This window comes from Kitasatospora sp. NPDC043950 (assembly GCF_056435345.1).
Genome location: NZ_JBWKER010000098.1, coordinates 1 through 12,293 on the forward strand (window position 1 = coordinate 1; position 12,293 = coordinate 12,293).

The 12,293-nt window shown below is 72.1% G+C and carries 11 protein-coding genes; 6 read left to right on the forward strand and 5 right to left on the reverse strand.

Annotated features, from left to right (window positions below; genetic code table 11):
- The first annotated feature begins 501 nt into the window (after positions 1 to 501).
- Positions 502 to 1,656 (forward strand): oxygenase MpaB family protein, encoded by a 1,155-nt coding sequence (locus AC07BF_RS36520; protein WP_363589632.1) that lies wholly within the window; start codon positions 502 to 504, stop codon positions 1,654 to 1,656.
- A gap of 348 nt (positions 1,657 to 2,004) precedes the next feature.
- Here AC07BF_RS36520 and AC07BF_RS36525 read toward each other — a convergent pair whose 3' ends face one another.
- Together AC07BF_RS36525 and AC07BF_RS36530 are read right to left on the reverse strand one after the other, a co-directional pair.
- On the reverse strand, positions 2,005 to 2,784 hold the full coding sequence (locus tag AC07BF_RS36525; protein WP_478334513.1) for a hypothetical protein: 780 nt from the start codon (positions 2,782 to 2,784) through the stop codon (positions 2,005 to 2,007).
- Between the two features lie 254 nt (positions 2,785 to 3,038).
- Positions 3,039 to 4,514: a DUF2079 domain-containing protein gene (locus AC07BF_RS36530; RefSeq protein ID WP_478319530.1), complete on the reverse strand. Its 1,476-nt coding sequence runs from the start codon at positions 4,512 to 4,514 to the stop codon at positions 3,039 to 3,041.
- 130 nt (positions 4,515 to 4,644) lie between these two features.
- On the opposite strand from AC07BF_RS36530, the gene AC07BF_RS36535 reads away from it, so the two are divergent.
- Positions 4,645 to 5,319: a response regulator transcription factor gene (locus AC07BF_RS36535; RefSeq protein WP_478334514.1), complete on the forward strand. Its 675-nt coding sequence runs from the start codon at positions 4,645 to 4,647 to the stop codon at positions 5,317 to 5,319.
- Entirely contained in the window at positions 5,312 to 6,778 is a 1,467-nt protein-coding gene (locus AC07BF_RS36540; protein ID WP_478334515.1) for a sensor histidine kinase, read from the forward strand. The genes AC07BF_RS36535 and AC07BF_RS36540 overlap by 8 nt, the downstream gene beginning before the upstream one ends.
- Before the next feature lie 100 nt (positions 6,779 to 6,878).
- Here AC07BF_RS36540 and AC07BF_RS36545 read toward each other — a convergent pair whose 3' ends face one another.
- Both AC07BF_RS36545 and bla read right to left on the reverse strand, forming a co-directional pair.
- On the reverse strand, positions 6,879 to 7,922 hold the full coding sequence (locus tag AC07BF_RS36545) for an MBL fold metallo-hydrolase (RefSeq protein ID WP_478334516.1): 1,044 nt from the start codon (positions 7,920 to 7,922) through the stop codon (positions 6,879 to 6,881).
- A 95-nt stretch (positions 7,923 to 8,017) separates the two neighbouring features.
- Positions 8,018 to 8,953 (reverse strand): class A beta-lactamase, encoded by a 936-nt coding sequence (gene bla / locus AC07BF_RS36550; protein WP_363589492.1) that lies wholly within the window; start codon positions 8,951 to 8,953, stop codon positions 8,018 to 8,020.
- 115 nt (positions 8,954 to 9,068) lie between these two features.
- Between bla and AC07BF_RS36555 the strand changes: the two genes are divergently transcribed.
- Both AC07BF_RS36555 and AC07BF_RS36560 read left to right on the forward strand, forming a co-directional pair.
- The gene (locus AC07BF_RS36555) at positions 9,069 to 10,016 is read left to right on the forward strand and encodes a LysR family transcriptional regulator (protein ID WP_363589490.1); all 948 of its coding nucleotides are present in this window, start codon (positions 9,069 to 9,071) and stop codon (positions 10,014 to 10,016) included.
- The gene (locus AC07BF_RS36560) at positions 10,013 to 10,960 is read left to right on the forward strand and encodes a serine hydrolase (protein WP_478334517.1); all 948 of its coding nucleotides are present in this window, start codon (positions 10,013 to 10,015) and stop codon (positions 10,958 to 10,960) included. Before AC07BF_RS36555 ends, AC07BF_RS36560 begins: the two co-directional genes overlap by 4 nt.
- A gap of 49 nt (positions 10,961 to 11,009) precedes the next feature.
- On the opposite strand, the gene AC07BF_RS36565 is transcribed toward AC07BF_RS36560, so the two are convergent.
- Entirely contained in the window at positions 11,010 to 11,222 is a 213-nt protein-coding gene (locus AC07BF_RS36565; protein ID WP_363589506.1) for a hypothetical protein, read from the reverse strand.
- Between the two features lie 484 nt (positions 11,223 to 11,706).
- Here AC07BF_RS36565 and AC07BF_RS36570 point away from each other — a divergent pair, with 484 nt between their 5' ends.
- Complete coding sequence (locus tag AC07BF_RS36570) at positions 11,707 to 12,063, forward strand: beta/gamma crystallin domain-containing protein (RefSeq protein ID WP_400809198.1); 357 nt, start codon at positions 11,707 to 11,709, stop codon at positions 12,061 to 12,063.
- The last annotated feature ends 230 nt before the right edge of the window (positions 12,064 to 12,293 follow it).

Here is a 12,293-nt window from a genome sequence, read left to right on the forward strand (position 1 = left end):
CGGTCCGATATCCGCTCACTCGCAGGCGCCTTGACCTGCCCCACCCTCGCCACACCACAACCAACGAGACACCGACCACAAAGTCACCAGCATTGCGCCTAGAACTACACCCCGGGCCACGAGCCCCGACCCGGATACGGCACCCGGCCCCAGCAGCTGTCCACCAATCCCACAGGGCACTGGCTGCACGCCCTGGACGGAGTGGAAACGTGGACGCCCGCCATCGAGGTGCTGCGGGACAGTGTCGTGGCGGCGTCCCGGTAGCACGACAGACGGCCCGCCACCGCGCCTCGTGCCGTGGCCGGACGGGTCCACCGTGGTGCCCTTCACTCGTCCGGGGGAGGGCGAAACGTTTTTTCGCTCAGCTGAGGTACGACGTTCCGCCAGGGTCGGAAGCATGCCGCTGCTCGCTGATCCATCTGCCCGGGACGCCATGTCGACCACGGTTCCCGGCACGTGCCGACCGGCGGCTTCCCCCTCAGCGAAGGAAGGAGCCCTTCTGTGGCTTTGACGACTCAGAACGCGACGCAAGAGCTGGAGGCCGCGGGCCAGGCAGGTGACCCGCAGGCCGATCAGCTCGTCTCCGATCTGATCGACCACAAGGAAATCGACGGCGTCAACGCCCTCTTCCGCACCATCGGGACGCTCAAGCCCGGTCAGGACCTCTCCCAACTGCCCCAGCGGCTGGCGGACTTCCTGCGGGAGGCCGCGGCGCCGCCGCCGGACTGGTCGGAGGCGGACGTCGACGCCGCGGAGGGCTTCTTCGGCCACCACCACGGCGAAGTGACCATGCTCCAGGGCACCGTCGGCCTGATCGGTACCTACCTCTCCCCCACCGGCGCGTTCACGCTCCGCTCGACCGGGCGGCTCGGCGGCGTCAAGGGCCCGGGCCGGCGCCTGTCGCAGTCGTCCCGGCTGTTCCTCGACATGGGCAACAAGAACGCCCTGCGCGACGGCACCCTCGCGGCGAACGTCACCAAGGTCCGCCTGGTCCACGCCTCCGTACGGCAGTTGCACAAGAAGAGCGGCGCGTGGGACTACGCCAAGTGGGGCGAGCCGGTGTCGATCAAATACACCACCGGCGCCTCCTGCGTGTTCAGCGTGCAGATCCTGGAGGCGATGAAGAACCTCGGCATCGACGTCTCCAAGGAAGACGCCCACGGGTTCATGTGTGCCTGGCACTACGTCAACCACTACCTCGGCACTCCCGAGCGGTGGCAACTGCCCAAGGACGCCGACCTGGTCACGCGCATCTGGAACCAGGCGCGCAACGACGAGTGGAAGAAGTCCGAGGACGGCGTCTTCATGACGCAGCAGGCCGTCGACTTCTACAAGCAGTTCTACCCCGGCCCCACGCACGACGCGCTCATGGCCCTGGTCCGGCACGCGCTCACCGACGAGTACGCCGACATGGCCGGCGTGCCCAAGGGCGTCCTCGACCTCGCCTCCGGTCCGCTCGCCGCCGGCCACGGCGTGGTCAGCGGCCTGGGCGGCGGGCTCCTCGGCGGTTCCGTCCAGAAGACCACCGGAGTCAACCCCTACAAGGACGTCCTCGGCATGGCCTCCAAGACGTTCAACGAGATCCAGAAGTTCGCGCTCACCCACGACCAGGACGACCAGCCGCAGATGCACCAGGAACTCGGCGACGACCGCTGAGCACCGCACGCCGTGCCCCACCGACCCCACAGGTCCGGGCGGGGCACGGCGTGAACCACCCCATGGCGCAGCGGAACGGCTCGGTTTCCAGGGGAAGCACAAGGTGGCGCTGTCTCCCGGGGCCGTCACCCAAACCGCCTTCTGCTGCCGGTCCAGGGTCCCCAGCACCGGCGACTGCGGGGCGGCGGCCGCAGACCGGACTCGCGCCGCCCCCATGCCGGACACCGCCTGACCGATAGACGGGAACCCGCCGGGCTCATCCCGGCGCCGTTTAACCGCCCCGGTTTCGATGTCATCTTCTTGTTTCGACACGTCGTCAGCGCTGCCGGTTCCTCTTCCGGCCGACTGTCACGTGTCAGAACGACGTCGGAGCCATGCCGTGGCCAGCATTCCCAGAACCACCAGCAAACCGCCGACCGCGATCCCGATGTGCTTCGCGCTCAGCAGACGGTTGTTCCTGCCTTCAGCCGCAGCATCGCGCGGAGGAGGAGGGATGGTGGCCCCGGAGCTGGGAGTCTCCGGCCCAGGCTGGCCGCCTTGGGGATTGTCCCCAGCTTGGGGCGACGGGGAGCCGGACGCGCCGCTCCCGTCGGCAGCTCCACCCCCGTACGGAGGAGCGCCGTCACCGCGGTCACCGTCGTCGTGCTTGTCGATGCAGTGGGCAGCCGGGAAGGAGAAAACTCGCTCGTGGCGGTCGAATGCCTTCACCACGAAGAGCGGGTGCTCCCTGAAGAAGTCACGAATCTGCCACTCGTACTGGTTGCTGGTCTGGGTGGGATAGTTCACGTCCAAATACGTTGAAACATTGAAGCTGTCCCACGGTGCTGCCGGCGACGAGGGTGAGGATGACGCGTCCCCCTGGAGAACGAGAGCCTCCGGCCCGTGCCGGCCGTTCTTCAGGATGATTCTGAAGTTCTGGTCGATGAGTACGACACGGCGGGAACTGTGGCAGTCACGCAAGGGATTGTGGTCATGGTGTCGCCCCTCCCCCTCCCCATCCCCGTCCTGGAGCCACATGGAGCCGAACGCATGCCGTGCGGACGCCTGCGCAGCGACGTCCGCCAACGGAGACGCCAGGGCGATTACCGCACCCGCCAGCGACGCTGCGACCCGGGGACGACGATTCATCCAACGACCTCCATGGGTGGCGAACGCGCTGGACCGCCTGTTGGGCGACGCATCCGAATCTCGGAAGAAGTTAAGAGGAGTCGACTCGTCATATCGTGAACATCTCGGGGGAGCCCTCCTTTTGTCACTCAGCCGCAGCAGTTCCGGGAGAAGGAGGTAGGGCGTGGGCCGGTCCGGGCACCGTGACCGGCCTCCCTGGCCTCCCCGGCCCCACCGGCAGCGCCGCTGGGCCGCTGGGCCGCTGGGCCGCCTTGTCATTCCCGCGCGCCGAGGTGGTAGACGGTGACGCCGCCGGCGCTGGCGACGGGACGGTAGCCGGCGGCGGGGAGGGCGCGAAGGGCCTCGGCCTCCTGGCCGGCGGGGAAGAGGCCATCCCGCGGGTGGTCGGGGGCCGCGACCCAGTCGGGCTTCGCGCCCGGGCCTCCGGGGTAGTACGGGAAGAGGAAAACCCGGGTGCGGTCGGTGAGTTGGGGTGCGATGCCGTTGGCGGCAGCCACCTGCGCACCGTCCGGGATCACCCGCAGCACTCCGCGCACGGCGTCGGCCGTCGCGTCGCGCTGCCAGGTGGCGGGCCGGGCCAGCTCGGCGAGGGGGCGGAAGGGCAGGGCGGCGGCCGTCACCGCGAGCCCGACGGCCACGAGGCCGCAGGCCGTCCACCGCCGCAGGCCGTGCCGCGCGCGGAGCCGGGCCAGGGCGTCGGCGAAGGCGAGGAAGACGATCGGCATCAGGACGGCGCCGTAGTGGAAGCCCGTCCCCCAGTAGGCGGGGTTGGTGGACCAGAACCGCCAGCCCAGGGTGGGGAGCGCGAGCAGGATCAGTGGGGAGCGCAGCGCCAGGAACGCGGTGGGGGCCAGCAGCACGGCGACGGTCCCCCACTTCTGGGCGGGCAGGAGCAGCCTGGTCACGGGGTCGCCGGCCGGGCCGTCCACGTTGGAGAGGTAGGTGTAGACGCCGTCGGGATTGAGGGCCGGGATGACGACCAGCACCACCAGCGCCACGGTGGCGGCGGCGAGCGCGACGACGCCCGCGCCGAGTCGGCGGCGACCGTGCCAGAACAGGTAGCAGCCGACGGCCACGACCGTCGCCGCCAGGTCCTCCTTCACGAGCAGCAACGGCAGCGCGCACCACGCGGCCGCACGCCACCTCCGCAGCGTCAGCCGCTCCAGGGAGAAGGCCAACAGCGGTACGGCGAAGGCGATTTCGTGGAAGTCGAAGGCCACCGCCTGCTGCAGACCGACCGACAAGCCGTACCCGACGCCGATGCCCGCGCCCGCCCACGGACCGGCCGCCCGCGCCGCCACCCTGGTCACCGGGACGGCGGACACGGCGAGCAGCGCCGCCTGGGCGACCAGCAGGGTCATCGGGGAGGGGAAGACCCGGTAGAGCGGTGCGAGGGTGGCCAGGATCGGGTGGAAGTGGTCCCCGAGCAGGTGGAAGCCCGGCCCCTTCAGCTCGGAGACCGGCGCGCGGCCCTCGGCGTAACCGCGGACGGCCTGCTCGAAGATCCCCAGGTCGAAGCCGGACGTCCGCAGGTGCAGATGGCGGGAGACGGACAGCGCGCTGTAGGCGGCGAACAGCACGGCGGCGAGCGCCCAGGGCAGCAGGACGGTCCGGCCCGGCCGCGGCGGCTCGGGCAGCGGCCGGGATCCGGGCCGGGTCCGCAGCTGGGAGTGGAGCTGGGACTGGGGTGCGACCGTGGCGCGGGGTGCGCGGGTCAGGGTCAGGGTCACGGGGCTCACCTCGCGGTAGGGCGGACGTGGGGCGACCCCCGAAGCGTCCGACCCGCCCTCTGAAGATCCGCTGAAAGAGCCTGAAAGCACCTTCAGGAACCGCGACACCCCCCGTGACATGCTGAGACTCATGCGCGTACTGGTGGTGGAGGACGAGACCCGGATGGCCGACGCCCTCCGGGACGGGTTGGAGGCGGAGGGCTACACCGTGGACGTCGTCCACGACGGCCGCTCCGGCCTCTGGTACGCGCGCACCGGCGACTACCGGGCGATCGTGCTGGACGTCATGCTCCCCGGCCTCAACGGCTACCGGGTCTGCGCCCAGCTGCGCCAGGAAGGCGTCACCACCCCGATCCTGATGCTCACCGCCAAGGACGGCGAGTACGACGAGATCGAGGCCCTGGACACCGGCGCCGACGACTACCTCGCCAAGCCCTTCTCCTATCCGGTCCTGGTCGCCCGGCTGCGCGCCCTGGTCCGCCGCGGCGGCGCCGAGCGCCCGCCCGAGCTGACCGTCGGCGACCTGATCCTCGACCCCGCCGACCGCTCCTGCCACCGCGCCGGCACCCCGGTCGCCCTCACACCCCGCGAGTACGCCGTCCTGGAGTGCCTGGCCGAACGCCCCGGCGAGGTCGTCGCCAAGACCACCATCCTCGACCAGGTCTGGGAGAGCGGCTACGAGGGCGACCCGAACATCGTCGAGGTGTACGTCAGCGCGCTGCGCCGCAAGATCGACGTCCCGTTCGACCGGAACTCCATCGTCACCGTGCGCGGTACCGGCTACCGGCTGGACTCCCGTGGCTAGGCCGCCGCGGCTGCTGCGCTCACTGCGCTCGCTGCGGGCCCGTTCCGCGGCGGCGGCCGGCCTGGCCGCTGCCGCCGCCTTCACCGCGGGCGCGTTCTGGCTCAGCCACAGCCTCTACGACTCCCAGTCGGACGACGCGAAGGCCGCCGCGCAGGCCCGCCTCGACGTGGCGGTCGCGGACATGCGCACCGGCCACGTCCCGGCGAGCGGGCTGCTCGGCGGCGACCGCGCCTACGCCCTCGTCCTGGACTCCGGCCGGCTCCTGGAGGTCAGCCCCGACCTCGAACCCTTCCGTGCCCAGGTCGCCGCCCAGCTCACGCCGCTGCCCGAAGGCGAGCAGGTCTCCCGCACCCTCACGCTCGGCGCCCCGGCCGCCGGCACCGCGAGCCGTCTGGCCCACCACACCCTCCCCCTGTACGGGCAGAGCGCCGGCGGCATCGACGGCTACTCCCTGCGGTCCGGCTTCGGCGAACCCGACCGGGGCGAGCGCACCGTCACCGCCTACCTGCTCGTACCGCCCTGGGACGCCGAACGCGTCCAGGAATCCGTCCAACGGCTGTTGCTGGTCGCCGGGCCCTTCGCCGTCCTGCTGGTGGCCGCCATCGCCTGGGCGGTCACCGCCCAGGCGATGCGCCGGGTCGAGGCGATCCGCGCCCAGATGGCCTCCATCACCGCCCAGCACCTCGACCGGCGCGTCCCCGTCCCGCCCACCGCCGACGAGATCGCCCACCTCGCCACCACCACCAACCAGACCCTCGAGAAGCTCGACCACGCCGTCACCGCCCAGCGCCGCTTCGTCGCCGACGCCTCCCACGAACTGCGCAGCCCCCTCGCCGGACTGCGCACCTCCCTGGAGGTCGCCCTCACCCACCCCGACCGCACCGACTGGCCCACCGTCGTCCGCGCCGCACGCGCCGACACCGTCCGCCTCCAGCACCTCGCCGACGACCTGCTCCTGCTCGCCCGCCCACCCCTCGCCGCACCGGCCCACCACACCCGGGTCGAACTCACCGACCTCGCCCGCGACGTCGCCGCCGAACTCCCGCAGGGCACCAGCCGGATCACCGTCCACGCCGACCGCCCGCTGGAAGTCCCCGGCAACGCCGCCCAACTCCACCGCCTGCTCCGCAACCTGCTGGAGAACGCGCTGCGCCACGCCGCCGACCGCGTCACCGTCACCCTCACCGAGGACCACGGCCCCGACGGTCAGTGGGCCGTCCTCGAAGTCCTGGACGACGGCCCCGGCATCCCCGCCCCCGACCGCGAGCGCGTCTTCGCCCCCTTCACCCGCCTCGACGAGGCCCGCACCCGCGACACCGGCGGCGCCGGACTCGGCCTCGCCATCGCCCGCGACCTGGCAACCCGCCACCACGGCACCCTCGCCCTCGCCGACTCCCCCACCGGCGCCCGCTTCCTCCTCCGACTCCCCCTGCCACCACACCCCGCCCGCACTCCGTGAGCCCCGCCCGGACCAGCCGCTCACCGGCGATCCCCCCCCCCGGCTCCACGCCAGGAGGTCGAACTCACCGGCACTGCCCCTGGCCGGGCGGTCCGGACGGTCAGCAGCAGGTGTGCGGTGCCGCGACGGCCCGGGCTGTCGGCGCCTCGGCGTCGGCGATCCGGCCGCGCAGCATCGCGTCCATGACCGCCATGTACCGCTGCGTCCGGGGGCCGCCGAGGAGGAAGGGGTTCGCGGCGCCGGGCGGCTGGCGGCGCAGTAGTTCGGCGCGTTCGAGGCCGTGGTCGTTCGGGTGGTTGGAGAGCTCGACCTCCACGTTCGCCCGGCGCATGACGGCCCGGAAGGCGTGGACGGACGCGAGGAAGGTGCGCAGCTCCTCCGCCGTCGAGGGCGGGTTGAGGCCGCCCCACAGCATCGCGCTGTGGTGCCGGCGGCCGGCCCGGACGGGGATGACCGGGGAGACGGTGCCGGGGGTGTGGCCCGGAGTGTGGTGCAGCTCGATCGTCGTGCCGCCGAGCGTGAGCTGCTCGCCGTCCGCGATGTCGAGGTCCCGGGCGGGGGCGTCGGCCGGGCGGGTGCGGGCGAGGAGGTCCCAGTCGGCCGGGGACATGTGCACGCGGGCGCCGTAGCGGTCGGCGAGGGTCTGCGCGCCGCCGAAGTGGTCCGAGTGGCCGTGGGTGAGGACGACGCGCTTGATCGCCGCCGGATCGGCTCCGACCGCGCGCAGCCCGGGGACGATGATGCCGTCGGCGTCGGCCGGGGAGGTGAGTGCGTCGATCAGCACGATGCCGTCGTCCGTCAGCACCGCCATCGCGGAGACCCAGCCCGCGCTCAGGAGCACGAGGTTGTCGAACAGCTTGACGGGCGCCGGCGCGGGCAGGTCAGGAAGGTCGGAGCCGGGGGTCAGCGCCGTCACCAGGGCACGCAGCACGGGGTCGTCGCCGGCGAGGCGGCGGGCGCGGTCGTAGTGCGGGCGGGAGGCGGACGGCGTACCCGCGGAGGTGGAGGCCGGGGCCGACGCGGCGGCCGGGGCCGAGGCGGCGATCGGCGCGGCTCCGGCGGCGATGCCCAGGACGGCGAGCTGGGCGAAGCGGCGTCTGGTGAAGTCGGCGTCCGTGGCGGTCCGGCGGGTGGGGTGGATCACGGCGGTCGGGGCTCCTGGTGGTCGGGGCTCTTGGCGGTCGGGGGTATTGGCGGTCGGGGGTATTGGTGGTCGGGGGTATTGGTGGTCGGGGGTGTTCAGCCGAGGGCGCCGACGACGGTCTTCGTCGCCTGGGCGATCAGCGCGTCGTCGGAGGTGGCGTCGGCCTTGCCGCGGTCGGACATGACGACGATCACGACCGGGCTCCGGCCGCCGGGGGGCCATGCGACGGCGACGTCGTTGCGAGTGCCGTAGCCGCCGTTGCCGGTCTTGTCGCCGACCTTCCAGTCGGTGGGCACGCCCGCGCGGACGTAGGGGGCGCCGGTGGTGTTGCCGATGAGCCAGTCGGTCAGCAGTCGGCGCCGGTCCTCCGCGAGGACGTCGCCGAGGGCGTAGCGGCGCAGGTCGGCGGCGAAGACGCGGGGGGCGCTGGTGTCGCGGGTGTCGCCCGGGGTCGCCTCGTTGAGGGTCGGCTCGGTGCGGTCGACGCTGGTGGTCGGGTCCCCGAGGTCGCGCAGCGACTGCTGGACGGCCGCCGGACCGCCGAGCTCGGCCATGACGAGGTTGGCGGCGGTGTTGTCGCTGTACTGGATCGCGGCGGCGGCCAGATCACGCACCTTCATGCCGGTGGCGACGTGCTGAGAGGTGATCGGCGCCCACGCCAACACGTCCTCCTGGCGGTACGCGACCACCTTCTCCAGTTCCTCGTCGGAGGCCTTGCGCAGCAGAGCGCCGGCGGCGAGCGACTTGATCGTGGACGCGAACGCGAACCGCTCGTCGGCCCGGTAGGCGATCTCCCGGCCGCTGCCGGTGTCCACCGCGTACACGCCGAGGCGGGCGCCGAACTGCTGCTCAAGTCCCTTGAAGGAAGCGCTCGTCGTATCCGTCGAAGGCGTCGCGCTGGATGCCGGGGCGGGTGTGCCGGCAGCGGCATGGCTACTGAGTCCCGCAGAGCCGCACCCGCTCAGCAGGGTGGCCGCGAGCAGGGCCACGGCGGGCAGCGCGGTACGGGGGCGGCGAAGGGCAGGCGTCATCGGTGGTCTCCCAGGTGGTTCGTGTCGTCACCCTCAGCTAAACAGGCCGCCGGGCCATCAGTCCAAGACCACTATGGTAAAGAGATCGATATGAGAATGCCTATGATTGCTGGCCATGGACCTGTTGGGGCACCTACGCCACTTCCGCGCTGTCGCCGAGGACCGGCACTTCGGCCGCGCCGCCGAGCGCCTGCGGATCGCCCAGCCCTCGCTCTCCCAGCGGATCAAACGTCTGGAGCGCGAGCTCGGCGTGACCCTGTTCGACCGCGGCCCGCGCGGAGTCGAGCTCACCCCGGCGGGCCTGCTGCTGCTCGCGGAGGCGAAGGAGGTGCTGGAGAGCACCGCCCGCCTCCTCGCCACCGCCGCCGACCTGCGCACCGGCCGGGCGGGCACCCTGCGCGCGGCCGTGCCGCCCGAGCTGGGGCCGGCCGTCCTGGCCGCGCTGCTCACCGGCTTCGAGAGCGCCTCCCCCGGCACCCGGCTCGAACTGCGGGAACTGCCGGTCGCGGCCATGGCGCGCGAACTCGCCCAGCACACGGTCGACGTCGCCGTCGTCCGCCACCCGTGCCCGGCCGCCGGGCTGGCGTTCGGGCCGGTCCTGCACCAGCCGCTCGGCGTCCTGCTCGCCGCCGGGAGCCCGGACGCCGACCGCCCGGAGCTGGCGGTGGCCGAACTGACCGGTCGGCGCCTGGTGTTCTTCCCCCGCGCCACCGCCCCCGCGCTGTACGACGAGATGCTCACCACCCTGACCCGGCACGGCTGCACTCCCGAGGCCGTCGTCGACCCGCCCGGCCCTGACGTCGCGGGCGCGCTCGTGCTCACCGGCAGCGCCGTCGCCCTGGTGCCACGCACCGCGCCGCCACCGGGTACAGTCTGGCGTCCGCTGACCGGCACCCCGCTGGCCTGGCGCACCTCCACGGCCTGGCCGACCGGTAGCGGCGGCCCTGCCGTCCGGCTGTTCGCCGAGGCCGCCCACGAGGCGCTGACCGAACACGGCGGCCTCCTGCCCCAGCCGCCCAACCCCCCGCTCTTTCCCCGGCCCGCAATGGAGTTCCCGCTGTGACCAGCGACCGCGCCCACGGCAACCGCGCATCCGGCGCCCGCACCGCACGCGCCCGCATCGCCGCCGCCTTCGCCGACGCCGGCGTCAGCGGCCGGCTGCACGTCCGCGACCTCGACACCGGCACCGAGATCGCCCTCGACGCCGACACCCCGGTCAGCACCTCCAGCGTTCACAAGCTCTGCCTCCTGGTCACGCTCTTCCGCGAGGCCGCCGCCGGACGGATCGACCTGACCCGCCAGGTGGACGTCCCCGCCGCCGGCCGCACCTCCGGGGGCACCGGCCTGGCCGCCATGCTCGACGCCGCCCGGCTCTCCCTGCGCGACCTCGCCTACCTGACCGTCGCCGTCAGCGACAACGCCGCCGCGGACGTCCTCTGGGACGAGATCGGCCTCGACACCGTCAACCGCACCATGGCCGACCTCGGCCTGACCCGCACCGTCGCCGTCCACAAGCTCCGCGACCTCATCGCCGCCCTCGCCGAGGACACCGGCCGCGACTCCCCGGTAGACCCCGCCGTCGTCGCCCGCCTCAGGGTCCTCGACCCGGCCTTCACCAACCGCAGCACCGCCCGCGACATGACCACCCTGCTCGCCGCCCTCTGGCACGGCGACGCCTGCCCCGGCGAACACGGCGCCGCCCTCCGCCGCCTGCTCGGCCTCCAGGTCTGGCCGCACCGCCTCGCCTCCGGCTTCCCCTACGACGACGTCCGCGTCCACGGCAAGACCGGCACCCTCCCGACGCTGCGCCACGAGGTCGGCGTCGTCGAATACCCCGACGGCGGCCGCTACGCCCTCGCCGTCTTCACCCGCGCCGCCGCCACCACCATCACCCTCCCCGCCGCCGACGCCGCCATCGGCACCACCGCCCGCCTCGCCGTCGACGCCCTGCGCGCGATGGCGGCCGGGAGGGGGGACGGCCCGTCAGCAGATCAACAGGTCCGGTGACCTGCGAGGTCACGCAACGAGCGCGGCTCGCGGTTCAACTCCCGACGCCCTATTGAACGCTGTAGTTCAGGATGATGGTGGTGTCGTCGGCAGTGGTGTACTCCAGGGTGCCGTCGCCGGTGATGGTCCGGTAGGCGCCGGTGCCGCCGACGATCGCCACCGGGAATTGCCTTCCGGGGTTGGGGACGGTGCGTTCGTGCATGGTGCTCACGTGCACCTCCCCGCCGGCCAGGCGCAGGATCGCCTTGTCGTGGAACTTCATCGGGCGGTCTCACGAGGACATCGTCCAGGCTCGCGACGAGTGGCAGGCCGCCACCGACCGCTTCGGCGCCGTCCAGGGCTACCCGGGCAACCACCTCCCCGCCCCGGAGCTCCCCGGCAACACCCGGCAACACCCGACACGTCATGCACGAACTCGCCAGCCCCACCCCCCTCTCCCAGCCAGGTGCCCCCAACACCTGTCGCGCGCGGTCGACGGTCGGACCATCACCCCACGTCAGAGCGGCCGGTAGGCGATCTCGGTCGACGGCCCGTCCGCCCGGCCCCGGAACCACTCGCGACACACCAGAACAACGCACCCCACGCCTCGCCGAAAGTCCGGATGGAAATGACCGAGAACACGTAAGGTCGAGGTTCGTTCGATTGACCCTCACAAAGGCGGTCTGGATACTGATCGAGCACGACGCAACCGAAACTCGTTGCGAAGCGGACTCCGATTCGACATTTTATCCGACTGAGGAGAATCCATGATCTCGAAAGCGAAGAAGGTCGTGAGCTCGATGGCGATGGCCTTCGCCGCGGCGGCCACGCTCACCGTGGCCGTGCCGTCCGGCACCGCCTTCGCCATCGACCATGTCCAGTGTGACGGGAGCCGCAATGACTTCCTGAAGATCTGGTCGCACCTCGACGGCCGTGACAGCGTCGACTGCTACGCGAACGGGGGGACGATCGGCTTCGGCGGGTGGTGGATCGACCGGATCTCCACGGGGAACAACGACTTGGTCTACTCCGATACCAACGGCGACTCGGTGAGGGTCAACCGCTGGACCGACATCACGTACCCGAACCGCCCGCCGAGGGTCAACTCCATCCAAATCCTCTGACGAACCGGCGGAGCGGGACCCGAACGGAAATTCGCCCGGCCGCATCACCGCAAGTCCCCGCAGCGCTTTGATCGCCGTCGAATTTTCTGTGACGTGAATTCGCTCAATTCCGGTCCAGCGGGGGCGGGCCCGCCCCCCCCGGGGGGGGGGGGGGAGGGACGGGGTGTCCCGGGTTCCCCCCCAACCCCCAACCCCCCAACCCCAAAAGGGGAAAAAAAAAAGTTGCCGAC